This window comes from Caballeronia choica (genome assembly GCF_001544535.1).
Lineage (GTDB): Bacteria > Pseudomonadota > Gammaproteobacteria > Burkholderiales > Burkholderiaceae > Caballeronia > Caballeronia choica.
The window spans coordinates 123,706-148,867 of record NZ_FCON02000002.1 but is presented as its reverse complement, the minus strand read 5'-3'; the positions used below and the strand labels follow the sequence as shown (position 1 = coordinate 148,867).

22 protein-coding genes are annotated in these 25,162 nt (G+C 61.6%); 6 read left to right on the top strand and 16 right to left on the bottom strand.

Annotation, left to right across the window (positions count from 1 at the left end; translation table 11 throughout):
* The first annotated feature begins 328 nt into the window (after window positions 1–328).
* Both AWB68_RS01725 and AWB68_RS01720 read left to right on the top strand, forming a co-directional pair.
* Window positions 329–1,459, top strand: a complete 1,131-nt coding sequence (locus tag AWB68_RS01725) for a thiolase family protein (RefSeq protein ID WP_087642635.1) — start codon at window positions 329–331, stop codon at window positions 1,457–1,459.
* Between the two features lie 2 nt (window positions 1,460–1,461).
* Window positions 1,462–1,872 (top strand): Zn-ribbon domain-containing OB-fold protein, encoded by a 411-nt coding sequence (locus AWB68_RS01720; protein ID WP_087642634.1) that lies wholly within the window; start codon window positions 1,462–1,464, stop codon window positions 1,870–1,872.
* Window positions 1,873–1,929: 57 nt separating this feature from the next.
* Here AWB68_RS01720 and AWB68_RS01715 read toward each other — a convergent pair whose 3' ends face one another.
* The 8 genes from AWB68_RS01715 to AWB68_RS01680 all read right to left on the bottom strand — a co-directional run bounded on the left by AWB68_RS01715 (window position 1,930) and on the right by AWB68_RS01680 (window position 11,515).
* On the bottom strand, window positions 1,930–2,988 hold the full coding sequence (locus AWB68_RS01715) for an amidohydrolase family protein (protein WP_087642633.1): 1,059 nt from the start codon (window positions 2,986–2,988) through the stop codon (window positions 1,930–1,932).
* 1 nt (window position 2,989) lies between these two features.
* Entirely contained in the window at window positions 2,990–4,297 is a 1,308-nt protein-coding gene (locus AWB68_RS01710; protein ID WP_235028158.1) for an MFS transporter, read from the bottom strand.
* A 209-nt stretch (window positions 4,298–4,506) separates the two neighbouring features.
* Window positions 4,507–6,033 (bottom strand): D-arabinonate dehydratase, encoded by a 1,527-nt coding sequence (locus AWB68_RS01705; protein WP_087642632.1) that lies wholly within the window; start codon window positions 6,031–6,033, stop codon window positions 4,507–4,509.
* Between the two features lie 356 nt (window positions 6,034–6,389).
* On the bottom strand, window positions 6,390–7,154 hold the full coding sequence (locus AWB68_RS01700) for a GntR family transcriptional regulator (protein WP_235028157.1): 765 nt from the start codon (window positions 7,152–7,154) through the stop codon (window positions 6,390–6,392).
* A 333-nt stretch (window positions 7,155–7,487) separates the two neighbouring features.
* Window positions 7,488–7,937 carry a Zn-ribbon domain-containing OB-fold protein gene (locus tag AWB68_RS01695; RefSeq protein ID WP_235028156.1) on the bottom strand — a complete coding sequence of 150 codons (450 nt, stop codon included), beginning with the start codon at window positions 7,935–7,937 and terminating at the stop codon, window positions 7,488–7,490.
* 9 nt (window positions 7,938–7,946) lie between these two features.
* Window positions 7,947–9,131 (bottom strand): thiolase family protein, encoded by a 1,185-nt coding sequence (locus AWB68_RS01690; protein WP_087642631.1) that lies wholly within the window; start codon window positions 9,129–9,131, stop codon window positions 7,947–7,949.
* Window positions 9,128–10,345 carry a CaiB/BaiF CoA transferase family protein gene (locus AWB68_RS01685; RefSeq protein WP_087642630.1) on the bottom strand — a complete coding sequence of 406 codons (1,218 nt, stop codon included), beginning with the start codon at window positions 10,343–10,345 and terminating at the stop codon, window positions 9,128–9,130. Before AWB68_RS01685 ends, AWB68_RS01690 begins: the two co-directional genes overlap by 4 nt.
* Window positions 10,346–10,354: 9 nt before the next feature.
* Complete coding sequence (locus AWB68_RS01680; protein WP_087642629.1) at window positions 10,355–11,515, bottom strand: CoA transferase; 1,161 nt, start codon at window positions 11,513–11,515, stop codon at window positions 10,355–10,357.
* Window positions 11,516–11,735: 220 nt separating this feature from the next.
* Between AWB68_RS01680 and aldA the strand changes: the two genes are divergently transcribed.
* The 4 genes from aldA to AWB68_RS01660 all read left to right on the top strand — a co-directional run bounded on the left by aldA (window position 11,736) and on the right by AWB68_RS01660 (window position 17,603).
* Window positions 11,736–13,169, top strand: a complete 1,434-nt coding sequence (aldA, locus tag AWB68_RS01675; RefSeq protein ID WP_087642628.1) for an aldehyde dehydrogenase — start codon at window positions 11,736–11,738, stop codon at window positions 13,167–13,169.
* Between the two features lie 119 nt (window positions 13,170–13,288).
* Window positions 13,289–15,910, top strand: a complete 2,622-nt coding sequence (locus tag AWB68_RS01670) for a CaiB/BaiF CoA-transferase family protein (RefSeq protein WP_235028155.1) — start codon at window positions 13,289–13,291, stop codon at window positions 15,908–15,910.
* Between the two features lie 80 nt (window positions 15,911–15,990).
* Window positions 15,991–16,629 (top strand): flavin reductase family protein, encoded by a 639-nt coding sequence (locus AWB68_RS01665; protein ID WP_087642627.1) that lies wholly within the window; start codon window positions 15,991–15,993, stop codon window positions 16,627–16,629.
* Between the two features lie 62 nt (window positions 16,630–16,691).
* The gene (locus tag AWB68_RS01660) at window positions 16,692–17,603 is read left to right on the top strand and encodes an SMP-30/gluconolactonase/LRE family protein (protein WP_087642626.1); all 912 of its coding nucleotides are present in this window, start codon (window positions 16,692–16,694) and stop codon (window positions 17,601–17,603) included.
* A gap of 69 nt (window positions 17,604–17,672) precedes the next feature.
* Here AWB68_RS01660 and AWB68_RS01655 read toward each other — a convergent pair whose 3' ends face one another.
* The 8 genes from AWB68_RS01655 to AWB68_RS01620 form a co-directional block, all read right to left on the bottom strand.
* Window positions 17,673–18,284, bottom strand: coding sequence for a DAK2 domain-containing protein (locus tag AWB68_RS01655; RefSeq protein WP_087642625.1), 612 nt, complete (start codon window positions 18,282–18,284; stop codon window positions 17,673–17,675).
* Window positions 18,285–18,286: 2 nt separating this feature from the next.
* Entirely contained in the window at window positions 18,287–19,288 is a 1,002-nt protein-coding gene (locus tag AWB68_RS01650; protein WP_087642624.1) for a dihydroxyacetone kinase subunit DhaK, read from the bottom strand.
* Between the two features lie 77 nt (window positions 19,289–19,365).
* Complete coding sequence (locus AWB68_RS01645; RefSeq protein ID WP_087642623.1) at window positions 19,366–20,076, bottom strand: ABC transporter ATP-binding protein; 711 nt, start codon at window positions 20,074–20,076, stop codon at window positions 19,366–19,368.
* Entirely contained in the window at window positions 20,054–20,836 is a 783-nt protein-coding gene (locus AWB68_RS01640) for an ABC transporter ATP-binding protein (RefSeq protein WP_087642622.1), read from the bottom strand. The genes AWB68_RS01645 and AWB68_RS01640 overlap by 23 nt, the downstream gene beginning before the upstream one ends.
* A complete protein-coding gene (locus AWB68_RS01635) occupies window positions 20,833–21,864 on the bottom strand; it encodes a branched-chain amino acid ABC transporter permease (RefSeq protein ID WP_087642621.1) in 1,032 nt (343 codons plus the stop codon). The genes AWB68_RS01640 and AWB68_RS01635 overlap by 4 nt, the downstream gene beginning before the upstream one ends.
* The gene (locus tag AWB68_RS01630) at window positions 21,861–22,730 is read right to left on the bottom strand and encodes a branched-chain amino acid ABC transporter permease (protein ID WP_087642620.1); all 870 of its coding nucleotides are present in this window, start codon (window positions 22,728–22,730) and stop codon (window positions 21,861–21,863) included. Before AWB68_RS01630 ends, AWB68_RS01635 begins: the two co-directional genes overlap by 4 nt.
* Window positions 22,731–22,769: 39 nt before the next feature.
* The gene (locus AWB68_RS01625) at window positions 22,770–23,948 is read right to left on the bottom strand and encodes an ABC transporter substrate-binding protein (protein WP_087642619.1); all 1,179 of its coding nucleotides are present in this window, start codon (window positions 23,946–23,948) and stop codon (window positions 22,770–22,772) included.
* A gap of 132 nt (window positions 23,949–24,080) precedes the next feature.
* Window positions 24,081–24,980, bottom strand: a complete 900-nt coding sequence (locus AWB68_RS01620; protein WP_087642618.1) for an MBL fold metallo-hydrolase — start codon at window positions 24,978–24,980, stop codon at window positions 24,081–24,083.
* Window positions 24,981–25,162: the final 182 nt, after the last annotated feature.

The following is a 25,162-nucleotide window of genomic DNA, read 5'->3' as shown; positions in this document are numbered from 1 at the left end:
ACTGGCAACGCGCCCCGGCTCCGGGGCCTTGTCAGCTAAAAGAAGACTTGGACCACGCCGACTGACGAGATTTTCAGCTTGACCACATCACCCAACGACCCATAAAATACATTTTATATTTCCTAGTGACAAGACTGTCCCGCCGGGGCCGCTGTGACCGATTCGGACTGAAACAGGCAGGCCCGCACTGGTCGAACAGACCATACCTGAACGTCGCGCCTGCCGCGTCCTGTTCCTGTCCTTACAGGCCGATAGATCCGCTGCAACACAGGCCATACGCTGCCTCCGGGTGAGGCGCTTCTATCCGACATTCGACGGAGAAACAGGCATGAATCCAATGCAGGACCTGAGTAATCGTGTAGCCGTTGTCGGGGTTGGCAATACCCGATACGGTGATTTCCCCGATGTCAGCGACTATGCGCTCGGCGCGCAAGCGTTCAAACTCGCGCTTGATGATTGCGGGCTGGAGAAGAACGCAGTGGACGGACTGCTCACTTGCCGCGTGCCTTTCTACGCACACATGGGCGAGATCCTCGGTCTCAATCCCCGCTGGACGATGACCTTGCCGGGTCACGGCCGCATGTCCGGCATGGCGATCACCGAGGCAATGCTCGCGCTTGAAACGGGTGCGGCCAACTACGTCGCGCTCATTTATACGAACATCGGCCGATCGCGGCGGATGAATTACGGCGGCGACGAATTTGCCACGTTCTGGGACCCGTGGGGACTCACCTCCCCGGGCGCCTCGCATGGGCTGATGTTCCGCATGCACATGGAGCGTTACGGTACGACCACGCGTCAGCTTGGCGAGGTGTCGGTCGCGTTTCGCAACAACGCAATCCTCAATCCCGATGCAGTGATGCGCAAGCCCATCACGCTCGACGATCACTCCGCGGCACGCCGGATCGTCGGACCGCTCGGGTTGCTCGACTACTGTCTCGTCAACGACGGCGCAGTCTGCATGATCCTCACGACACGCGACCGTGCCGCCGACCTGAGCAAACCCCCTGTGCTAATTTCCGGTGTAGGCGCGCGCGACGCGTTCGAGCGCAGTGCAATCGGCAACTTCGATCAGGAGTTCTGGTACGACGAGGTGCGCGAGGCCGGCACGAACGCGTATCAGATGGCCGGCGTGACGCACGACGACATCGACGCACTCATGTGCTATGACAACTTCACGCCCACAGTCCTCTTCAGTCTCGAAGGCCTGGGCTTTTGCGAGCGCGGTGAAGCAGGCGTGTTTGTGGAGAATGGTGCGCTCGGACTCAATGGCCGCCTGCCGACCAATACCGACGGAGGACATCTGTCCAACTCCTACATGCAGGGGTGGGCGCTCAATGTCGAAGCCGTCCGTCAATTGCGCGGAGAATGCGGCGCGCGACAGGTAGCGGATTGTGAAGTCGTCCAGTACGTTGCCGCCACGCCCTGCACGCGCTCCATCATCTACACGAAGGGATAGTCATGTTCAATTCCTATGACAAGCCATTGCCGATTATCGATGAAGATTCGAAAGGATATTGGGAACATGCACGCGCGCACAGGCTATCGGTTCAGGTATGCAAGGCTTGTGGCCATCGTCACTTTCCACCCACGCCGGTTTGCCCCGCTTGCCTCTCCAATACGCAAAGCTGGGAGCCGGTAAGCGGACGCGGCACGCTGGTGTCGTGGGTGACGTTCCACCGCGCTTACTGGACCGCGTTCCGTGACGACCTGCCGTATCACGTCTGTCTTGTGCAACTCGAGGACGGCCCGCTGGTCGTTGGAAACTTTGTGGGCGCCATTCCGGAAAACGCCGCAATGGGCATGCCGATGAAAGTGCAATTCGACGATGTCACGCCTGACATCTCACTCGCGAAGTTCGTGCCGGCATAGGTAGCGGTTGGCGAGCGTATGCGGCTCAGGCGGGGCTGAATAGCGCCGCCGATCACATCACGTTGACCCGATCCGATAAACCGCGGCCGCAGTATCGTGGAAGAGCGCCGCCCGTTCGGCGTCCGGGACACCCGCGGTGATACGTTTGTATGCATTCCACAACAGGCTGTAACTGAAGCAACCTTTGTCGACGGGAAAGTTGCTCTCGAACATGCAGCGCGTCGCACCGAAAGTATCGATGCACGTTTCCACGTAAGGCCGGATCGCGCTCGCGACGGTCTGCGAATCGGGCGGCAACGGAAGTTCCTGAAAATCGAAACCGAAGAGCGGCATACCGAAACCGCCGAGCTTCATGCAGACATTGTGATAACGCGAAAGCGCCGTGACGCTTGCGCGCCAGGCATCGAAGACCTCGCTGCGATGCCCACGATAAGGACCCAGCGCGAGCGGTCCGCCAACGTGGTTCAGCACGATGCGCGTATCCGGGAAGGCCGCAGCGAGCGCGCACAACTCGTCGATCTGTGTATGAACCAGCCACGCATCGAAACTCAGGCCGAGCGGAGCGAGATGCCTGAAACCATCGCGAAAGCGCCGATCCGACAGTAACCCTTGCGGTGGTGTAGCCGCCGATGCACGCACAGTCGGATCGGCATGCCACACGGCAATATTGCGGATCCCGCGCACGCGGGCATCGGAAACGTCGAGCATGCGTTCGAGGACTTGACGTGCCTTGTCGCCAAGCAACAGGTCCGCGTTTGCAACGACCGCCGCCGCCACTTTTGTATGGGCGCCCGTGGCCTGCGCCTTGCGCGCTTCATCGCAAGCGAAGCGCACCTCGCCCAGCGGCTCGAATCCGGCGGGTTCGTTCGTGTCGTAGTGGGTCTTGCACTCGATGAACACCGTCGCGCGGATATCGTGGCCACCCCTCATATCGTCGAGCAGGTCAGCCACCCGATACGTCTTGTCAGGCAGTTCCCAAAGATGATGATGCGCATCGATGATCGGGAGCGCCGGCTCAAGCGCGGGTTCCATACGCAGCGCGAGCCACTCGGGCCGGATGCCAACGTGCGGAGCCGTTGCGAGCTTAACCGGTGTGCGGGAAAGAGGCCCGTTCATGTCAACTCCCGGCAGCCCGCGGCGCGTTCGCGGTTGTGACTGCGATTCTTGCTGGACCAATAGGCGAACGTGTCAGAAACCACGTCGACAATGCGCCAACCACGAGCAGTACGCCCGCCGCCACGAACGCAGCGGCGAATTGCCCGGTCGCCTGCACAACGTAGCCCGTGACGATAGGCGCAAGAAAACCCAGTACGTTACCGCCGATCAGCAGCATTGCCGTACCGCGCCCGACGTCCGATTTCGACGGCAGCAGGTCGCCCAGCAACGCGATATTGAGGGCGTTACCGGTTGCAACGCCACCGAGTGCGAGCGTGATCAACCCGATGATGACCCACACGCTCGATATCCACGGTACAAACAGGATGGAAGCGCCGCCGATCATCACGATCCCGATCAGCGTGCGGCGGCGTCCTGCTTCCACCGCTTGCTCGGTCAGCATCCGGTCGCTCAGTACGCCGAGCGCTATCGACACGACGATCGCGCCAAGATAGGGCAATGCCATGACGGTGCCGCTCGTGAGCATCGTCATGCCGCGTTCGGTTTGCAGATAGTTCGGCAGCCACGTGAGAAACAGGTACTGGGTGTAAGAGTTGCAGCCTTGCGTGATCATCAGGCCGATCATGGTCTTGCTGCGTATCAGGCCGGCCAGTCCGACCGGCGGCGCCGTATTGCCACGCACCTGCCGCCCGGTTTCCCGATCGCGTTCGATGATGCGCCGTTCCGCTTCCGGCAACCATGTGGCCTTCTCCGGTGTGCGGAAAAACACGAGCCAGAACGCGAGCCATATGAAGCCGACCAGACCGCAGATCGCGAAGGACCAGCGCCAGCCTGCTACCGAGACGAGCCACGACAACCCCACGGCGCCCAACGCAGGACCGAAATACGCGCCCGAATTGAAGATCGTCGTGGCGGTTGCCCGCTCGCTGTTCGGCACCCATTCGCGGATGATCCGCCCCGCTGCCGGATAGCAACTGGACTCGCCCACACCCATGACGATGCGCGCCGCGATCACCGCGCCCACCGACATCGCCGCCCCCGTCAGTGCAGTAGCAGCCGACCATACCGCCATGCTGACGGCCGCGACCGAGCGCGAGCCGAAGCGGTCCACCAGCAGGCCGACTGGAATGAGAAAGAGCGTATAGCCCCACAGAAACGATGAGAACAGGTAACCGAGCTGGACCTTCGTGATGGCCAGATCGGCGGATATCCTGCCTGCGGAAATGGATAGAGCGACACGGTCCAGATAGTTGATGGTCGCGAGCGCGAACAACATCAAGAACACCCAATAGCGGGACTTCCAGGTCACTTTTGTCTCCGTTGTGACGCGGCCTGCGAATCTGCGAAGCTGCGAAGCTGCAAGGCACGCGTGCGTCTCGCAGCCGGCCGGTTTATATTGGTCTCTGCAATATAATTTATATTAAATTAAGCGACAACCGAAAGTGCCTCGTTTCAGGGTTTGCCCGGATCCACAACACAGAGGCATGGCAAAGACGGCGACGTGCTCTTCATCGAGGTTTACATCTGAGCGCCGATCATCCACGGAACGAATTCCTCGTTGCCCACGCCTAACGCCTCGCTCTTGCTCTGCGCGCCCGAGGCGATCTCGATGATCGAGCGAAAGATTTGTTCGCCCTTCTCGCGCACGCTGACCGAGCCATCCATGATGTCGCCGCAATTGATGTCCATGTCGTCGCGCATGCGGTTGTACATGAGCGTATTGGTTGCGAGCTTGATCGATGGCGCGGGTTTGGCACCAAAGCATGAACCGCGGCCCGTCGTGAACACAACGAGGTTTGCGCCGCTCGCAATCTGTCCGGTCGCGCCCATCGGATCGTATCCAGGCGCGTCCATGAAGACGAGACCATGGGTATCGATCGGCTCCGCGTACCGGTAGACGCCCATCAGCGGCGTCGAACCGCTTTTGGCGACCGCGCCCAGCGACTTCTCGAGGATCGTCGTCAGGCCCCCCGCCTTGTTGCCTGGAGTCGGGTTGTTATCGATGCTGCCCTTCTCGCGCTCCGCATAAGATTCCCACCAGCGAATGCGCTCGACGATCTTCTCCCCTACTTCAAGGGAAACCGCGCGGCGTGTCAGCAAATGCTCCGCGCCATAGATCTCCGGCGTCTCGGAGAGAATGGCGGTGCCACCGTGCTGGACCAGCAAGTCAACGGCCGCGCCGAGCGCCGGATTGGCCGTGATCCCCGAATAGCCATCCGAACCGCCGCATTGCAGGGCGATGTTCAGGTGCGAGATCGGCAAGGGTTCTCGCACCACCTGATTGGCCAGAGGCAGCATGGTGTCTATCGCCTTGATCGCGGCATCGACTGTCTTTTGCGTACCGCCCTGCTCCTGCATGACGAGCGGCACCATCGTTGGACCGGGGGCGATGCCACCCGTCATGAAGATCGCGCCCATCTGATTGGCCTCGCAACCCAGGCCGATCACAAGCACGCCCGCAAAGTTCGCGTGTTTGACGAAACCGCCAATCGTGCGCCGCAATTGCTGGATGCCTTCGCCGTTATGGTCGATGCAACAGCCGAAGCTATGCGTGACAGGGACGACCCCGTCCACGTTCGGATAAGCGTCGAGCCGGCCCGGTGCGGAGAAATGTTGCGCGACCATTTTGCTGACGGTAGCCGAGCAATTGACCGTGCTGACCACGCCAATATAGTTGCGCGTCGCCACCCGGCCATCCGCGCGGCGGATGCCCTGGAAGGTGAGCGTCTCGCGTGCCTGGTCGACGGGTTTCATGTCTTCGCCGAACGCGTAGTCGCGCTCGAAATCGCCCATCGATACATTATGGATATGGACGTGCTCGCCTCGCTCGATGCGGACAGACGCGCGTCCGATCGTCTGTCCGTAGCGGCGCACAAGCTCGCCCGCTTCAACGTTGCGCAACGCGATCTTGTGCGCTGCCGGAACCTCGGTGCGCACAACGAGCCCGTCCAGATCTTCCAGCACTGTGCCGGCCGGCAAGGTATTGCGGGCAATCGCGACGTTGTCGTCTTCGTGCAGCCGGATAACCTGCGAAAGCGTGTCCATGGTGTTCTCCAATGCGGGGATATATCTGTTCGATATGCGCTGCGCAATGCAAGCGCTGCTCCCCGCCATCATGAGTAACGCGCAGGACCCGGACAAATTGGTCCGACCACGTTTCCGAACGTTTTGATCGGCTATACACTACGAATCAAGGATCAAGAGCACCCGCGACGCGGCGCGCTTGACGAAAGTCAGGGCGCCTCGCGCAACACCGGGCGGGTGATGAAACCTTGGAGATGGGATTTGAGAAACCGCGCGTGGATTGCCCACGCGCACAGACGTTGCAAGAGCGAACCGGCCGATGGAAGCAGCATGGCCGCCCTTGCTGCAGCGTTCCGTTATAACGAACTGCTTTAGCGCTACGGATGTTTTGCGGACATCACGTTGTCAGAGACACGGTTCCAACCGCTTTCAATATGATTGACCATCGCGGCAAGGGCCGTCTTCTTATCACCCGACTCGAGCGCGCGAATGATTTCGCCGTGTTCCTGCAAGAGTTGCTTGAAGCGTACCGCCTGGTCATCGTGGAAATTGAACGGATACTTCGCCCAAAGCACGCGCACAAACTGCAGCGTTTGCGGACAATCCGCAATTTCGTAAATTCGGAAATGGAAACGCACGTTGGCCGCGCGCACCGGGTATACCTCGCGCGCCTTCACGAGAGCCGTCAGTTCGCGATGCAGCGTCCGAATCTCGGCGATCTCCTCCTTGGTGATCCGCGCAAGCGCCTTTTCCGTCAGGCTCCGCTCGAGCATCACGCGCAGCTCGAAAATCTCACGCGCACGTTGCGGCTCGATCTCGGGAACCGAAAGCCCTTTATGAGGAACGCTCACCACGAACCCTTCCATCTCGAGCACCTTCAGCGCTTCGCGCACCGGCGTGATCGAGACGCCGAGTTCGGCGGCAATATCGGCCTGCTTCAGCTTGTCACCGCGCTTGTATTCGCCCGAAATGATACGTTCGCGCAATCGTTCGGCAACCTGGTCGAGTTTCGTCCAAAAAGTCATATGCATTCCAAGGGTTTCCAGTGCACGTCCCGCAAGGTCAACAAGACCAGGGCGCCGTGACGGGGCGTAATCATGTCGAGCGGGCCAGTGCCCCAGCCACTGTCCGATTCCCGACATCGCACGAGACCGCACCGTCGATGCTGACCGCTGATCATCAAGGGCGACCCTCGCGGGGTGCCTGCTTTGGTTCGCCTCGAGCGCGCCTATGCAATTGCATGGGCATACTCGACGGGAGTCGTGAGAAAAGCGGCAACGCGCCTCGCTCCCAAACACCGAACTGGCCGCATATTTTATACATATAAAATAAATTATCCTGTTGCCGGAAGCAATGCGGGATTCTACCCTAGCAGCCTGGGCGCCTCCAGCCCGCATAACTGCTGAAGCCCGAAATAGCGATTACGCAGACGGCGCACGCTTTTTCGGGCTTTTCTGCGAAGCAATCACTGGGCATCAGGTCTGTTTCAGCTCACCTTCATCGGTCGTGAAACGCGGAAGAACGAGTTCGTCCGGCATCGTTATATACGTCATACGCACGGGCTTGCCGATCCAGGTACCTGTCAAATTACCTTCAGGCAGCGGCGGTTCCAGATTGGAAATCATCACGGGGCCTTCCGCCAGTCTGACCGCAATCACGTTATAAGGCGCCGGATACGCGTCAAGATAGCCTTTGTGAAAGACCACCCACGAGATGATGCTCCCGCGCCCTGACAAAACGCGCCATTCAAGCTGCGAGGACAAGCAGTGCACGCACACCGGCGCGGGCGGATATTGAAACCCTCCGCACTCGGTGCAGCATTGCAGTTTCATCGCCCGTTCGCGAATGCTTTCCCACATGGGCCGGTCGTAGAGGCCCAGCACGGGCTGCGGCGTACGCGCCGCTTCAGAAGTGGCATGGCTCATCGCGTTTCCCTATCGGCTGTAAATGATCGACACCGCCTTGCCGGCAACATCTGACGTGTAATGCGCGTGCCGGCAGTCGGGCACCTGGCGCTCGCCGCATTCGCCGCGCAACTGGCGCACGCATTCAATCTGATGCGCCCAGCCTTGCATGTAGGTTTCGGACAGATGGCCGCCGCTCGTATTGGTCGGCAATTTTCCGCCCGGGCCGATACCGTCTTCGCGCAGGAAGCGCCCTGCGTCGCCGACATCGCAATAGCCGTAGCCTTCGAGCGCGAGCGGTACGTGAACCGAGAAGCTGTCGTACACCTGGAACAAGTCCATGTCGCGCGGCCCGAAGCCGGCCATGTCGTACGCCTGACGCGCGCAATCCTGCTGTGCGGACAGATAGAAATCGGTCAGTCTCGGTTCAAGGCTCGTTGCCCCGCGATTCAGGTCACGCCGACCCAGCGCTTCGATGTACACCGGCGGCTTGCGCAACTTTTGCGCCCGCTCGGCAGTGGTGACGATCAATGCCACGCCGCCGTCGTTGATCATGCAGTAGTCGTAAAGCCGCAATGGCTCACAGATGTATTTCGCTTCGCGATAATCGTCGAGCGTAATGCGCTTGCGCATTACCGCGTTCGGATTCATCGACGACCACGCGCGCTGCGCAACGGCAACCTGTCCCAGGTCCAGCGGATCGAAGCCGCGCTCATGGCAGTACGCGCGAAACGTCAGCGCATAGAGCGCGCCTTGCGATGTCAGGCCCCACGGCGAGTGGTACACGTAGGACAAGAACGCATCGCCGCCCATCGCCTGCGGTCCGCCATACTGGATTTCAGCGGAGCGCTGGTCATTCCCATAAACCAGGGCGATGGTCTCGGCAAGCCCGGCTTCGATCGCCGTGACGGCCTGCGCCACCGAAAGGACTGCGTCGGCCTGGTCACCCCAGCGCGGATTGATGCCAAGCACTTCCGACATGCGCTCGTAGGCCGTGGTCGGACCAACAATCAAGCCGTCGATATCGGCGCGTGTCAGCCCGACATCGGTCAACGCCTCGCGTAATGCAAGTGCACCGTAGCCGTAGCTGTCGGTAGGCTTTTCGCCGGCGCGAACGCGCTTCCAGTCGCCGACCCAATCGGTATGGCCCACGCCGACGACCGCCGCCGCCCGGCGCAAATTCGAGCTGGGCCGTTTGAAATCCTTCTCGCTCATGACAACGCTCCGAGTTCATTCAGCGCGTCGATGCGCTCGCTGGAGAGGCCAAGCAAGCCTCCCAGCACTGCGTTCGTGTGCTCGCCAAAGAGCGGTGGCCGGTCAAGCTGAACGCGCTCCCCGTCGATGGTGAACGGCAACGAACTCAGCAGGACCGGACCGACCTCGGGGTGATCGACGTGCTGCCAATACTGCCGATGCGCCAGTTGCGGATCGTTTTCGATCAGATCGCGCGACGACGACACCCGCGCCACCGCCATACCGTGAGGGCGCAACGCGGCGATGATGTCCGCTGCGTCCAGTTCCCGCGTCCAGCCCGCTACAGCGTCTTCCACACGCGCCAGTGCGGCAAGCCGGCCGGCGGCGTGGGACAGGGTTGCATCGGCTGCGAGATCCGGGCGGCCGATCGCTTCCGTGAGCGCACGCCATTGGGTATCGTCCGTGACCGCAATCGCGATCCATGTGTCGTCGCCGCGCGCCCGGAAGATGTTGTGAGGCGCGTCATTGCGGCTGCGATTGCCGATCTGCGGCGGCTCGATGCCGGTCGCCGCCGCCTCCACCATCGAGGGTCCGACAAAGTTCGTGGTGGATTCGACCTGTGACAGATCTATCTTCATGCCGCGCCCCGTCTTCTGCCGGTGTGCGAGCGCCGCAAGCACGGCAAACGCAGCGTGGTATGGGTTCGCAGCATGGTCGGGATAGTGCGTGCCCGGGCCGACCGGGTCATCCGGGCCATAAGCGGTCTGCCACATGATGCTCGTCACCGCGCTGATCGTCATGCCAACGCCCAGCAGGTCCGCTCGCGGTCCGTCCTGGCCGTACATCGGCATCGACAGGTAGATGATGTCGGGCTTGATCTCGCACAGCGCTTCGTAGCTGAAGCCGAGGCGATCCATCGCACCCGGTCCGAAGTTATTGCAGACGACGTCGGAGTGCTTCACCAGATCACGCACGATGCGCCGCGCCTCTTCGGTCTTGAGATTCAGCGAGACGCTGTGCTTGCCTGTATTGCGCGACGCGAAGTAACCGCTGCGGTTGGTGCCGACCACGCCGTCCTTGAAAGGCCCGGCAGTGCGCACCGAGTCGGGCCGCGTCATGCTTTCTATTTTCAGCACCTCGGCGCCGAAATCCGCGAATACCTTCGTGCCGAAAGGACCCGCGCCTGCCCACGTCAGGTCTGTGAAACGGATGCCCTTGAGAAAATTGGGTCGCATGAAAAATTCCTAGGATCGAGCGGAAGTCTGGTCGAGAGGCGCCGCCGGACTGACCGACCATACCGGCTCGGACAGTCGATAAGGGGCGCCGGGAAAGCGCACGGTCGGGTTCGACGCGGTGGCGTTCAAATGCTTCAACGCGACCGACTCGAAAAATTGCCGGTGCAGCAGTTGCGGGTCCTCCAGCACGTCGAGAACGGTACTGACCGGCCCCAGCACGATCTTGCGTTTGAGCGCCTCGTGCGTCAGTTCCTGCTTCGTGTACTGCCGCGTGAAAGACTCCATCGTCTCGCGCAAGGTGTGCTTTGCCTCCCTGGTCAGACGCCACACCCGGTCGCCCCAGCGCGCTTCGGACAATGCCACGCCGGCAGGATGTCCGGTCTCGCGGATCCAGTTGATCAACGCATTCCACGACACGCCCAGCGATCGCGGCGCGGCGAGAAAGATCAGGCCGTCCTTGCACGCGAACATGTCCTCGCTCGCGTCGCGCGTACCCTCTCCGCCACGCATCGACACCTTCTTCTCGAAGTCCCACATCTGGATCGAATTCTGCAGCGAGTGCGCGATGCATTCCTGCGCTGACACGTCGACGACATGGCCGCGCCCCGTCGCCCTGGTGTCATACAGCGCGAGTGATGTCGCCACCGCGGCATAGACACCGGCGATCATGGTCGCCTGGGAACCGGGCAGGCGCAGCGGCGCGTCGTCGAGCCGCCCCGACAGCCACGCGATACCGCCCGCCGCCTGCAGCGTCAGATCGGTCGCCGCCGCATCCGCCCACGGGCCGGTGCGCCCGAACGGCGACACCGAGGTCACGACCAGAGAGGGCGAGAGCGACCTCACCCAGTCAAGCTCGTCGTATAGCGGGCCGCCCCGCTCCAGCAAGATCACTTGCGCGGACGTCGCGAGCGCGGCGAACGCCGCACGTCCGTCACCCGATTTCAAGTCAAGCGTGCGGCATGCCTTTCCCGCATTCAGGAACTCGAACTCGTAGACCGCCGGCTCGCGCGCAGCCGGGTCGCTGCTGCTGGCTTGCCGCCGGTCAGGTAACCCGCCCGGCGGCTCCAGGCGCGTCACTGACGCTCCCAGGTCTGCGAACAGACGCCCGACATAGCGGCCCAGGTCGTACGTCATGTCGAGAATCCGTACATCGTCGAACGGCCTTTCCATCACCCCTCCTCGTTGCTATTTGTTCTCGATGGGAAGAATATAATTTATATTTTGCCTGCGCACAAGAGGCGGATCGAAGGGCATCAAGCGTTGACGACGTGGGCGAATACAATGCATTATATAAACTATATTCAATATAAATAGCCAAAAGCTGTCCCATGCTGATCCGTCGGATGCCAGCCAGGCGCGCGCGGTCAGTTCACGCAACATGGAGAGACACATGCACCGTAACTACATTGATGGCCGATTCATCGAACCGGACAACAGCGAACGCATCGCGGTTCTCAACCCCGCCACCGGCGCCGTCATTTCGGAGATACCGAACTCGCCGGCTACGGTTGTCGAGCAGGCCATAGAAGCCGCGAAGCGCGCCCAGGGCGGTTGGGCGCGCCTTCCGGCAATCGAGCGGGCCGGGCATTTGCGGCGCATCGCCGGGAAGATTCGTGACAATGCCGAGGCAATTGCACGCGTGATTTCGGAGGAGCAAGGGAAGATCCTTTCACTCGCCCGCACCGAGGCCACCTTCACGGCGGACTACCTCGACTACATGGCGGAGTGGGCACGCCGCCTGGAAGGTGAAGTCATTACCAGCGATCGCGCCGACGAAAACATCTTCCTGTTCCGTCAGCCCATTGGCGTGATCGGCGGGATCCTGCCGTGGAACTTTCCGTTCTTCCTGATCGCCCGCAAGATGGCGCCGGCGCTTGTCACCGGCAACACCATCGTGATCAAGCCGAGCGAAGAGACACCGAATAACGCTGCGCTATTTACCGAACTGCTTGCGCAAACCGACCTGCCCAAAGGCGTCTTCAATCTTGTCTATGGCAACGGTGCGCAAGCCGGCAGCGCGTTGGCAGGCCATCGCGACATTGGCATGATCAGTTTCACCGGCAGCGTGGAAACCGGCTCGCGCATCATGGCCGCCGCGGCGAAGAACATCACCAAGGTCAATCTGGAACTGGGCGGCAAGGCGCCAGCGATTGTGATGGACGACGCCGATCTGGATCTGGCGGTCAACGCCATCAGGGATTCACGCGTCATCAACAGCGGCCAGGTCTGCAATTGCGCGGAGCGCATCTACGTGCATCGCAAAGTGGCGGATACCTTCAGCGAGAAACTCGTGCGCGCGATGCGTGCGACCACCTTCGGCAACCCGCTTGGCGCCGCGGATGTCAACATGGGACCGCTCATCAACGTCGCTGCCGCAGAAAAGGTGCACGGACTGGTCGAACGTGCGCTCGCCGATGGCGCTCGGCTCGCGGCCGGCGGCAAACGGGTGGAACGCGAAGGCGGCCAGTATTTCGAGCCCACGGTATTGCTGGACTGTCGCCAGGACATGGAGATCATGCGTCGCGAGATCTTCGGTCCGGTCGCGCCGGTGACCGTCTTCGATACGCTCGATCAGGCCATCGACATGGCTAACGATTCAGATTACGGATTAACGTCATCGATCTATACACGTAACCTCGGCAACACAATGCGCGCCTGCAACGAACTTCGCTTCGGCGAAACCTACGTCAACCGAGAGAACTTCGAAGCGATGCAAGGCTTTCACGCCGGCGTGCGCCGTTCCGGCATTGGCGGCGCGGACGGCAAGCACGGGCTCTACGAGTACACGCAGACTCACGTCGTCTACATCCAGAACTCGCGCTAGGCAGAGACGGCGCCACCATCGCGGCGGGCGGGGTGTCCCGCTCATGCTCGTGCCGCCCAGGAGCCCGCTCCTGGCGAGGCGCGGCGAGCCGCGGCTGTCCCGGTCAATACAAGGAAATCATGTCGCATCCCACTTCCAGCACCTCCGCTTCTCCGAACTCGCTGATGCCCGATCAGAAGACCCTGCCTGGCATGCTGGCCGGGTTGCGCGTGATCGAAGTCGCCGACGAACTGGGCGAATACTGCGGACTCGTGTTAGCCGGCCTGGGCGCCGAAGTCATCAAGGTCGAACCGCCGAAAGGCAGCCCGACGCGCAAGATCGGACCGTTCTTCGAAGACGAGCCCGGTCCGGAACGCTCGTTGTTTTACTGGGCCTATAACCGCGGGAAGAAGTCGGTTGTCGTCGATACCGCAACCGCTGACGGACGTGAGCAGTTTCTCGACCTCCTTGGTCATGCCGACATCCTGCTCGACAGCAGCTGCGGCCGCCTCGCGCGCGAGTTGCAACTCGACCAGCCGCTGACAGAACGATATCCGCATCTGATCGTCGCGCGCATTACCCCGTTCGGCGACAGCGGCCCATGGAAGGACTACCGGGCGTCCGACCTGATCCATCTCGCGCTGGGCGGCGTCATGATGAATTGCGGATACGATCCCGAACCGGACGGCAGCTATGCCAGGCCGCCCATTGCACCGCAGGTGTGGCACGCGTATCACATCGCCGGCGATCAGACGGCGGTGGCGATCGTTGCGGCGCTGCTGCATCGCAAGCAAACGGGCGAAGGACAGGACCTCTCTTGCGCCGTGCATCAGGCCGTGGCGATCAACACGGAACTGGATCTGATGTCGTGGGTGATGCGCCGCGCGCCGCTGATGCGCCAGACCGCGCGCCACGCAGCGGAAGCCACGAACAGCATGCTCAACATCAGCCCCACGGCTGATAACCGATGGAACATGACGTGGGGTGTTTCGGCGCGCGACAAGGCGCGGCTCGTGCCGTTCCTCCAGCACTATGACAAAGCGGAAGACCTGCGCCCACCCGCGTCCGATAGCGATCTTTCCGCGCGTGACACCCCCGGGTCGGCGCGGCTCGACAAGGAAGCCGAGCACATGCTGGAGGTGATCCAGCGTTTTGTTGCGTCCTACGATTATGCGCATCTGCCCTGGCGCGAAGCGCAAGACGCCGGGCTGTTGTGGGCACCGGTACGCAAGCCACACGAGAATGCGCAGGACGAACACTGGCTTATGCGCTCCACGTTTTCGGACATTGAACATCCTGAACTGGGCCGCACATTTCAATACCCGACGAGCAAATGGCTGAGCACCGCGACCGCTTGGCGACCGGGTCCCCGTGCGCCGTTGCTCGGAGAACACAACGGCGACGCAAGTCTTACCCGTCCCTTGAAAGACCCGGCAACCACGGGCCGCATACCCGCCGAACCCCGCACTCCGGTGCTCTCGAAGCACAGCAAACCATTCCCGCTGCAAGGCATTCGAATCTTCGATTTTTCATGGTTCCTGGCGTCGGCGGGCGGCACACGGTTCCTGAATTCGCTCGGCGCGGAAAGCATCAAAGTCGAGTGGAAAGAGAATCCCGATACGCGGCTCGGCGCAATGGCGCCCGTCGGGGGCCGTGAAGCGCGCATCAATGCAACCGCACCCCTGCAAGCCGTCACCGATGCCGACATGGGCGGCCAGTTCAACAACAAGAACGCCGGCAAACGCGGGATGTCTCTGAACATTCGTCACCCCAAGGGACTTGCAATCGCCAAGGACCTGATCCGCATGTCGGATATCGTCGCCGAAGGGTTTTCTCCGGGCGTGTTGCAGCGGCTAGGCTTGGGCTACGACGTACTCAAGTCGATCCGTCCGGACATCATCTATGTGCAGCAAGCGGGCATGGGCGCGATCGGCAAGTACGGACGATTTCGCACGGTCGGGCCGGTAGCGGCGTCGTTTGTCGGCAGCACGGAAATGTCCGGCCTGCCCGATCCGGCGCCACCGGCCGGCTGGGGCTATTCGTATCTCGACTGGATCGGCGCATATGGGTTCGCGCTCGCCGCGCTCGGTGCTCTTTATCACCGCGAGCAGACCGGCGAAGGACAGTGGATCGATTCATCGCAATGCGAGTCCGGTATTTTCCAGACGGCAACGGCCGTGCTGGACTGGTCCGCGAACGGCCGCGCGTGGTCGCGTTACGGCAACCGCTCGCCTTATAAGGCCGCCGCGCCGCACGGCGCATATCGGTGCGCGGGCGACGACCGATGGCTGAGCATCGCGTGCTTCGACGATACACAATGGCGCGCTTTCGCCGAAGTCACGGGGCTCTCCGCCCTGAGGTCGGATCCGCGCTTCGCGACACTTGAATCGCGGCTCGCGAACCAAGATGCGCTCGATGCACTCGTCACCGCGTGGTCATCGACGCAGGACGCCTACGCGGGCATGGAACGCTTGCAGCGCGCTGGCGTGCCCGCAGGCGTGTGCCAGACGGCAGGCGACCGGTGCGACAGCGACCCGCAACTGGTGTCGCTCGAATGGCTGACCGAAGTCACCGGCACGCGCATCGGCCGCTGGCCGGTCGCCGAGTTCCCCGTGAAGATGAGCGCGACGCCCGCCTATAGCGGCGGTGTGATCGACCGCGGTGCGCCTTGCTATGGCGAAGACAACGAACACATCCTCGAACATTGGCTGGGCTTCTCGAAAGCACAGATAGAGGGGTTGCGCGAAGAAGGCGTGATCTGAAGCGCCAAGTGCCGCCGCCACGGGCCTCAGGCCGAGACGTAGCGGGCGCTGCCCACCGTTCATTGATCAAGAGGATCGTCATGTACTTCGATTTCGCAAAGCACACCCCGCATGAGCGCTACAAGCTGCTGTCGTCGACGGTCACGCCGCGCCCCATCGCCTGGGTGTCGACGATGGACGCAAACGGTCAGCCCAATGCCGCGCCGTTTTCGTTCTTCAATGTCTTCGCCGAAGATCCGGCGACGCTCGGCTTTGCCATCAACCATCGCTCCGATACCGACCGCAAAGACACCGGCGAGAACGTGCGCTTGCAAAACGAGTTCGTCGTCAATCTCGTGACCAGCGATACGGTCGAGCGTATGAACATCACAGCGATCGAATTCGGCCCCGAGGTCGATGAATTCGTCGCGGCCGGTCTGACGCCGGCGGCTTCCACGCTGATTCGCACGCCGCGCATTGCGCAAAGCAGCGTCTCGTTCGAATGCACGCTGATGCAGATCGTCCCGCTGGGTACGCGCCGCTCACTGGTCATTGGCGAGGTCCTCGCCATGCACATCAGCGATCACGCCGTGCTCGACGCCGGGCGATGTCTGATCGATACGCCGCAGCTACAGCTTGTCGGACGCATGCATGGCCACCACTACGTGCGCACCAACGAAATTTTCAACATGCCGACGATTCCCGTCGCCACGTGGGAGTCGAAAACTGCAAGCGAATGATTGCGAGCCCGCGGGCATTCAGGCTCAAGCCATCGCCCGCATTCATTTTCAATGGAGACCCTGTGAGCCCGGAATTCGAAATCATCAACTACGCGCGTTTTCGCTCGAGCCTCGTTGCGAACGCACGCATTGAAGTGCTGCATACAGGCATGCGCTGGCCTGAAGGTCCTGTCTATTTCGCCGATGGCGATTACCTGCTGTGGAGCGACATTCCGAACGATCGCATCATGCGCTGGGTGGAAGGCGCGCCGGCGACGGTTTATCGCAGCCCGTGCAGTCATGCAAATGGCAATACCCGTGATCGTCAGGGACGACTGGTTACATGCGAGAGCGGCGGACGCCGGGTGACCCGCACCGAACCCGATGGCACGATCACCGTTCTTGCCGACAGATTCGAAGGAAAGCGGCTCAATTCACCGAACGATATTGTCGTGAAGTCCGACGACACGATCTGGTTCAGCGACCCGGACTACGGCATCCTCAGCGACTACACGGGCAACAAGGCGAAAAGCGAGATCGGGGCGAACAATGTGTATCGGCTCGATCCGCGCAACGGCGAAATGTCGGTTGCAACTGGCGCATTTGTCAAACCGAACGGCCTCGCGTTTTCGCCCGACGAGACCATTTTACATATCGCGGATTCAGGGATTTCCCACGATCCGTCAGGGCCGCACCATATTGTTGCTTACGACGTGATCGATGGCCACCGGCTCGACAATCAACGAGTGTTCGCGACTATCTCGCCGGGCGTGGCCGACGGTTTTCGCGTCGACACGGAAGGCAACATCTGGACCACAGCCGGCAACGGCGTACATTGTTATGCCGCCGATGGCGAGTTGCTTGGCAAGATCCACCTGCCTGAGGTTGCCACCAACCTGACCTTCGGCGGTCCGAAGCGAAACCGTCTGTTCGTGACTACAGCTTCGTCGCTGATGGCGGTGTATGTCGGCCAGTGCGGCGCGCAGCGCCCGTGACTTCTGATTGACTGAAGCGCACGCCCCGCTTGCATGCAACGCGGGGTTGCGTCTCTCCGTCGTGTGCGGCTATGCGCCCGCGAGACTCGCCAGCATATGGCGAAACGCGATCATCCCCGGATCATCCAGACCGATGGATTTCTCCGCGAACATCCGCGCGCGGCCAATCCGGTTTGGCTGCGTGCGGAAATGCCCGATGGCCGCATCCACCGCCGCGCTCGCTGCTGCATGCTGCGCCTGCGGGTCCAACAATCCTTCGATTGCATTCGTCGCGGCTGCCAGCGTGTCGAGCACGGTCTTGTCGCCGAGCTTCGCGCCGCCACGCTTCGACATTGCGTCGAGCGACGCCTGCAGTTCGGCGGGCAACGCATTCCACTCCAGCGTCGCACGGCCTTCGAGCCGCTTCGCGAGCGTCATGAACGTCAAGGTCAACAGTGTGCCGAAGCTCGAACCCGAGGCACGCGCGCAGCCCATCGCGCACGCCTTGAAGAGCTGTCCGAGGTCGGCGTACGGCCCGGCATCGAGTGCTGTTCGCACAGCCGTCGCGGACTTGACGAGCGTTACGCCCAGATCGCCGTCGCCAAGCTGACCGTCGAGCCGGTTCAATTCCGGCGCCGCGCGGTCCATTGCGTCGGCCCAACGATGCAGCGCCTGATCGGTTGCACCTACGGTAACCGGCATGCTCAGGACCTCCAGAATGGACAATTCGCCGGCGCGCGCAACAGTGCCTCGAGTTCGCCGTCGAGCCGTTGCAAGGTGAGCGATGCGCCCGTCATTTCCATCGATGTCGCATAGCGGCCAACCAGCGGCGCAACAATGCTCACGCCCTTGGCCGCCAGTTCCCGGGAGACCGCGCGATAGAGAATATAAAGTTCTTCATAAGGCGTTGCGCCCAGCGAGTTGACCATCACCGAAACGCGCTCGCCTGCGCCAATGCCGAGGTCGTTCAACACGCGCTGGAGCATCTCGGCGGCAAGCGCATCGGCGGACTTAAGCTCGCCACGCCAGATGCCCGGTTCGCCGTGAATGCCCATGCCCATCTCGATCTCGTGGTCGCCGATCGTGAAGCTCGGCATGCCGGCTTCAGGCACGATGCACGACGTGAGCGCCACGCCAATCGAAGCGCAGGCATCGACCGCTTTACGGGCCACCCGCGTGACTTCCTCCAGCGACGCCCCCCGCTGTTCCGCTTTCGCACCCGTGATCTTGTAGGCATAGACCACACCCGCCACGCCGCGCCGCTTCGCGCGCTCTTCGTGGCTCGCGCTGGCGACATCGTCGGCGACAAGGACGGTCGCGCTTCGCATGCCGTCGAGCTCGGTCAGCTCACCCGCCATGTCGAAGTTCATCCGGTCGCCGCCATAGTTTCCGTACAGCCGCAGCACCCCCGCGCCTTGATCGGCTGCCCGCATTGCGTCGACGCAATCGCCGATAGCCGGTCCGGCGAAGACGTTGCCGACCGCGCATGCATCGAGCAAGCCGGGGCTCACGTAGCCGGTGAACAAAGGCAGATGTCCCGAGCCGCCACCGGATACCACGCCGACCTTGCCTTCAAATCCAGGCTCGGCGCGCGCGATGACGCGCCCGCTTTCACCCGTGCGCCGATACACATCGGGATGCGCTGCACACATTCCGTCGAGCGTCTCGTCGACATAATCGTCAGGTTGATTCAGTATCTTCTTCATGGTTTCCTTGGAGGCCGTTGCGGCCCGTCGCATCGTGTGCGAAAGAGGGGTTTGATGTGCTGCACCGCGTCCCCGCGTCACACGCCGAGATAGGCGTTGCGCACGGCAGGGTCCTGCAGCAATGCCTCGGTTTGTCCGGTATTCACCGAGCGGCCCAGCTCGAAGATCGTCGCTCTCGACGCAAGGTGCATCGCCCAGTGCGCGTTCTGCTCGGCGAGGATCACCGTGAGCTTCTCTTCGCGGCGAATCTCGTCGAGCACGTCGCCGATGCGTTCGACGATGATCGGCGCAAGCCCGAGCGACGGCTCGTCGAGCAAGAACAGTTTTGGCCGCGACATCAGCGCCCGGCCGATCGCGAGCATCTGCTGTTCACCGCCGCTCAGGCTGCTCGCGTGCTGCTTCATGCGTTCCTTCAAGCGCGGAAAATAGCGGTAGATCTGTTGCATGCGCTCCTGTGCTTCATCGCGCGAACGCGTGAACGCGCCCATGCGCAGGTTCTCTTCGACTGTCAATTGCGGGAACACGCGCCGCCCCTCCGGCGACAGCGCAATACCGCGACGGACAATCTCACTCGTCTTCAGTCCAGCCAGGTTCTGGCCTTCGAACATGATCTGGCCGCTGCTGTAATGCGCCATGCCAAGGATGGCCTTGATCGCGCTGCTCTTGCCCGCGCCGTTGCTGCCGACGAGCGCAAAGATCTCGCCTTCGTCCACGGCAAACGAGACGTCCTGCGTGCCGATCACGCGGCCATAACGCACGTTCAGGTCAGATACGGTGAGCTGCGGCATGGCCCCTCCCAAGATAAGCTTCGATGACCAGCGGATTCGCGAGCACCTCAAGCGGCAAGCCTGTTGTCAGCTCGTGTCCCTGGTTCATCACCATGACGCGGTCGCATAGACCCTTCATGAAACGCATGTTGTGATCGATGACAACTACCGTGATGCCGCGCTCGCGAATTTTCAGAATGGTGTCGCGAACGTGATCGGCTTCTTCGGCACTCAGGCCGGCGACTGGCTCGTCGAGCATGATGATGCGCGGTTGCGCTGCGAGCGAGATGACCATGCCGAGCGTTTTCTGATGTCCATACGGAAGACTGCCCGCCTTGAGGTGCGCGACATCGGCGAGATTGAGCCATTCCAGCAGTTCGTTCACGCGACGCACGGATTCCTCCCGTAGCCGACGCGCACGCGCGGTGTTCAGGAAGGCCGCAACGGCGCCCGGATACATGCCGAGATACGCGCCGCGCATGGCATTCTCGCGGACCGTGCGCTCGCCGTATACCGTCGTCGACTGGAAGGTGCGCACGAGCCCCTTGCGGGCCAGCACGTGGGGCATGAGTCCGGTCACGTCCTCGCCCGCGACGCGTACGTGCCCGCTGCTCGGCCGGATCACGCCGCTTACCAGGTTGATGGCCGTCGTCTTGCCCGCGCCGTTGGGTCCGATGATGCCGAGGATTTCGTTTTCGTCGACGTGAAAGGTCAGGTCGGACACGGCGGCCAGGCCGCCGAAATGCCGGGTAAGTTTCTCGATATCGAGCAGATGCGTCATTTCGTTGCCCTCCTCGCGTCGCGCTCTTGCGAGAGCCGCCCGAACAACGTGCCGATATCGGCGATACCGCCGGAGAAAAACGCCATGACGATAATCAGCACGATGCCGAAGAACACGTGTTGAAGCTCCACATAACCGCGCAGGAACTCAGGCAACAGTACGATGAAAAGCGTGCCGACAATCGGCCCGATCAGCGTGTACATGCCGCCGACCACATTGATGACCACAAGATTGAGCGACTGGTCGACCGAGAACGATGTCGGATCGATGTAGTGAACGAAGTGCCCTTGCAGCGCACCGGCGACGCCGGCCAGTCCGCAGCCCAGCACAAAGATTGCCACCTTCGTGCGCAGGACCGGCACGCCCGAACAACGCGCAAGCGGCTCGCTTTCGCGGATCGACTCGATCGTGCGGCCAATCTCCGAACTCAGCAGCCGTCCGATGAAGGCCAGGATCAGCACCACGAACGCGAGCGCGAGGTAATAGAACGGCACCGGCTGCGCAAACAGCGGGCTCGGCGCGGGCACGCCTGATATGCCCGTCGAACCACCCGTCACGCTCGACCAGTTGACGAACACCGTCCGGACAATTTCACCGAGCAGGAACGTCACCAGCACGAAGTACTTGCCGGTCAGGCGCAGCACGACCGGGCCGATCAGCAATGCAAGCGCGGCCGGCGCGAGAAAGCCGAGCGTCAACGCAAGCGGAAACGCGAGGTTCAACTGCATGGTCGCAATCGCAGAAACGTAAGCGCCAATCCCCATGAACGCCGCATGCCCGAGCGAGACATGACCGGTTCGCACGATCAGGTGCAGTGACGCTGCGGCGATCGCGGTGATAAAGGTCGTCACCGCGACGGACAGGATGAACTTGTTCGGTGCCACCAGCGGTAACGCGATCAGCGCCAGCACAATGATTGCAAGCACAGCCGGATGCGTGAGCCAGCGGCGCACCGGCTGTTCGGCGAGCCTGCGCGGCCTGATGCTTTGATGCAACACGCCGGAGTCGATAGTCGATTGTTCGCTCATGCTTCCCTCGTTCCTAACAGCCCCCAGGGCCGCACGATCAACAACAGGATCACCGCCCCAAACGACACGAAGATCGAGGTCGCGCTGCCATAGAACGTTCCGAGGAAGCTATTGGCAAAACCGAGCAGCAAGCCGCCCAGCGCCACGCCCGGAATGCTGCCCATGCCGCCCAGGATCACGACCACGAAGGCGATCATCAATTGTGGCTCACCCGCGAACGGCGAGAGCGCGTAGGTCTGCGCATAGAAGCCGCCGGCGAGTGCCGCCATGAAGATGGCAATGAAGAACGCAAGCCGGTAAATGGTCGTGCTGTTGACACCTTGCGCCTCGGCGATGTCCACATCCTGCGATGCCGCGCGCATCGCCAGCCCATAGCGGGAATAGTGCGTGAAGAGGTAGAAGGCCAGCAGCGCCACGGCCGCGATCCCGGCAATGATCAGCTTCTGCTCGGGAAACACGAGGGTGCCCAATTGCATCAGCGCATCCGTGCTCGGCGGCACCGAACGTTCCTCGGCATTCCATGCAATGACCGCGAGATACATGATCGCCATGTCGAGCCCGAGCAGCCCGATCATGCTCTGGAACATCTTCTGATAGAAGAACCGATACACGAGCCGCTCGAGCACGAGCGCCCCCGTGGCGACAATGAGCGCGGCGAGCGGCGCCGCAACGAGGTACGGCAGTCCGGCATTGCCGTAAAGGTAATAGAGCGCGTAGCCGCCCAGCATCGCAAATGCTCCATGCGCAAAATTTACGACGCGCATGATGCCGAACAGCAAGGTGAAGCCAAGCGCGATCAGGATATAGATCGCGCTCAGGCCAATGCCGTCCACAAACACTTGCGCTAAAACAGAAAAAGAAAACATGAACGCTCCTGAATCGCCTTTCGCCGCTTACGGTTACGGTTACGGCGTGATAACCGCTTTCACCGTTGCCTTGCCGTTTTGCACTTCCTTGATCACGAACGTATGCAGAAGCTGATGGTTCACGCCGTAGTTCTTCTGTCCGGTCCACACGACCTTGCCGAAGATCGGTGCATCATAATTCCCGCCCAGCTTTTCGATCTGGTCGCGAATCCTCGTGGTATCGGTGGAATCAGCGCGCCGCATGGCTTCGAAATAGATGTTCGCGGCGTTGTAGTAGACCGGCGCCAGACCGTTCATCACACCGGTGTACTTCTTGTGATAAAGCGCCACGAACGGCTGGACACGCGGCAACGATTCGTCGATGACGTCGTACTTCAGCATGTTGTTGGCAAGCGGTCCGGCAATCGCGATCAGCTCGTCAATACCCGCCCCGCCCGACTGCACGATCAGCCCTTTGTAGCCAACCTGACGCGCCTGCTTGACGAGGAGCCCGGCTTCGCCCGGCGCGTTCGCGTTGAGATCAAAGACATCGACGTTTTGCGCCATCATGCGCAGCACCAGCGGCGTGAACTCCTTCGTTCCCCGCTCGTAGTGCTCGGTCCATACATCGAACCCTTTGTTCTTGTAGGCCGTCGCGAGGATCGGCACGCCCGCCTGCCCCGTCGCGTCGTTCGGTGCGATCATGCCGACCTTTTTCGCATTCGGATAAGTCTTCTTCAACCAGTCGACGATCGGCTCGGAGAATTCGAGCGTGCTGTTGTTGATACGAAATACGTACGCGCCCTGCCACTCGTTCTTCAGGATCGCGGGTGTATAACCGTCGACGAACTGAATTACCTTTGCCGGCTGCGTGACCGGCAGCGAGCCCATCGCGCCCGGTGAGCCAACCGGGCCAAAGATCACCTTCACTTCGTCGCGATTGACGAGCCGGTCGGCGGCCGTCTTCGCCTGTGCCGCGTTGTATTGGTCGTCGTAGGGAATGACCTCCAGCTTGTAGGTCTTGCCCGCGAGCTTCAGTCCACCCTGTTCGTTGATCTGGTCGGCCGCAATCTGTACGCCGCGCTCGAGCCCGAGACCCCAGGCAGTACCGCCGCCGGACAGCGAAGCAATCACGCCAATCTTCATCACTTCCTGCGCATGAGCCGGCAATGCGATTGCGCACATGGCACCCGCGCATAGCGCGCGTGTCGCGATCGCCCCAAACTTCCTCTTGCTCATACATGTCTCCAGTTGGAATTGTTCGGGCTGGTGTTCACTCGCCCGCGATACGATTGCTTGCACCCCGCTTCGACGGTCGATTCGACCCGCAAGGAAAGCCCCTTGCTCGATTTCGCGGCTGTTTCGAGGCGTTCAATCTTCCTTGAACGCGAAGCGGAACTGATCGCCATGACTCACGATGCGGCCCGCGGTCGGCGAAGGAAAGTGTCCGGTCATGACGAGCGTGTCAGTATCGGCGTAACGGCGCATCAGCCCGAGGCGTGTCTCCTGCGCTTGCTGCGGGTTGAAGTCGGCCAGGTTGGCGACGCCCGTATCGATGAACTGGATCGGGTGATGAATGACGTCGCCGGTGAACACGGCACGTTGATGGCCATGCTCGCCCACGTTGACGAACACGTGGCCCGGCGTATGGCCGCATGCCGGAGACAACCAGATGTTCTCGCCCAACTCGCGCTCGACCATGTGATCCATCTCGACCATGTCCGCGCGGCCGTGCTCGACGACCGGCAGCACGCTGTCGTCGAATGAACCGCGATTGACCGGAGTGTGCGGATTGGCTTCCTTCTGGTTCAACAAGTATTCGTATTCCACGCGCGCCATCAGGTAGCGGGCGTTCGGGAACGTCGGCACCCATCGGCCATCCTGAAGACGCGTGTTCCAGCCGACATGATCCGCGTGCAAATGGGTGCACAGCACGATGTCGATGTCTTCAGGCCGCACGCCAATGGCCGCCAGATTGGCGAGATACGGCGTATCGAGGTTGTTCCACGCCGGCATGGAGGGACGCTGCTTGTGGTTGCCGTTACAGGCATCGACCAGGATGGTGTGATGTCGCGTGCGGATGACATAGCTATGAAAGCTCATGTATAGCCTCGTGGACCCGGGTTCCACGAGCAGCGGGCCAAGCGTGTGCCGATGCGCCTCGACAAGCCCTTCGTCAATCGACGGAAACAGCCACTTCGCTTCCAGCGCCATCCGCGCAATTTCATCGACTTTATGGATCGCTACGTTGCCAATCTTCTGAACGTTCAAGTCAGTCTCCTGAATCTTCTCTTACAGCGGTTCTTCCAAAAATTGCGAGCGTCACCGCTCGATCGGGTTGCCGGCCTGACGACGACCAGGCGACGCTTTGCGTCAGGTCTCTCACTGCGCACTGACTACATCGTGCTGCCCCGCCGAGGCCGGCATGCACCTGTTTCAATGTGGCCCCGAGG

What these genes read in the sequence shown, in the direction of transcription:
- aldA (WP_087642628.1), top strand. Translation starts at nt 11,736, where the DNA reads ATGCACCGTAACTACATTGATGGCCGATTCATCGAACCGGACAACAGC.
- AWB68_RS01685 (WP_087642630.1), bottom strand. Translation starts at nt 10,345, where the DNA reads ATGCGACCCAATTTTCTCAAGGGCATCCGTTTCACAGACCTGACGTGG.
- AWB68_RS01665 (WP_087642627.1), top strand. Translation starts at nt 15,991, where the DNA reads ATGTACTTCGATTTCGCAAAGCACACCCCGCATGAGCGCTACAAGCTG.
- AWB68_RS01655 (WP_087642625.1), bottom strand. Translation starts at nt 18,284, where the DNA reads ATGCCGGTTACCGTAGGTGCAACCGATCAGGCGCTGCATCGTTGGGCC.
- AWB68_RS01680 (WP_087642629.1), bottom strand. Translation starts at nt 11,515, where the DNA reads ATGGAAAGGCCGTTCGACGATGTACGGATTCTCGACATGACGTACGAC.
- AWB68_RS01715 (WP_087642633.1), bottom strand. Translation starts at nt 2,988, where the DNA reads ATGAACGGGCCTCTTTCCCGCACACCGGTTAAGCTCGCAACGGCTCCG.
- AWB68_RS01705 (WP_087642632.1), bottom strand. Translation starts at nt 6,033, where the DNA reads ATGGACACGCTTTCGCAGGTTATCCGGCTGCACGAAGACGACAACGTC.
- AWB68_RS01630 (WP_087642620.1), bottom strand. Translation starts at nt 22,730, where the DNA reads ATGTTTTCTTTTTCTGTTTTAGCGCAAGTGTTTGTGGACGGCATTGGC.
- AWB68_RS01720 (WP_087642634.1), top strand. Translation starts at nt 1,462, where the DNA reads ATGTTCAATTCCTATGACAAGCCATTGCCGATTATCGATGAAGATTCG.
- AWB68_RS01625 (WP_087642619.1), bottom strand. Translation starts at nt 23,948, where the DNA reads ATGAGCAAGAGGAAGTTTGGGGCGATCGCGACACGCGCGCTATGCGCG.
- AWB68_RS01650 (WP_087642624.1), bottom strand. Translation starts at nt 19,288, where the DNA reads ATGAAGAAGATACTGAATCAACCTGACGATTATGTCGACGAGACGCTC.
- AWB68_RS01690 (WP_087642631.1), bottom strand. Translation starts at nt 9,131, where the DNA reads ATGAGCGAGAAGGATTTCAAACGGCCCAGCTCGAATTTGCGCCGGGCG.
- AWB68_RS01700 (WP_235028157.1), bottom strand. Translation starts at nt 7,154, where the DNA reads ATGTCGGGAATCGGACAGTGGCTGGGGCACTGGCCCGCTCGACATGAT.
- AWB68_RS01640 (WP_087642622.1), bottom strand. Translation starts at nt 20,836, where the DNA reads ATGACGCATCTGCTCGATATCGAGAAACTTACCCGGCATTTCGGCGGC.
- AWB68_RS01670 (WP_235028155.1), top strand. Translation starts at nt 13,289, where the DNA reads ATGTCGCATCCCACTTCCAGCACCTCCGCTTCTCCGAACTCGCTGATG.
- AWB68_RS01645 (WP_087642623.1), bottom strand. Translation starts at nt 20,076, where the DNA reads ATGCCGCAGCTCACCGTATCTGACCTGAACGTGCGTTATGGCCGCGTG.
- AWB68_RS01695 (WP_235028156.1), bottom strand. Translation starts at nt 7,937, where the DNA reads ATGAGCCATGCCACTTCTGAAGCGGCGCGTACGCCGCAGCCCGTGCTG.
- AWB68_RS01635 (WP_087642621.1), bottom strand. Translation starts at nt 21,864, where the DNA reads ATGAGCGAACAATCGACTATCGACTCCGGCGTGTTGCATCAAAGCATC.
- AWB68_RS01725 (WP_087642635.1), top strand. Translation starts at nt 329, where the DNA reads ATGAATCCAATGCAGGACCTGAGTAATCGTGTAGCCGTTGTCGGGGTT.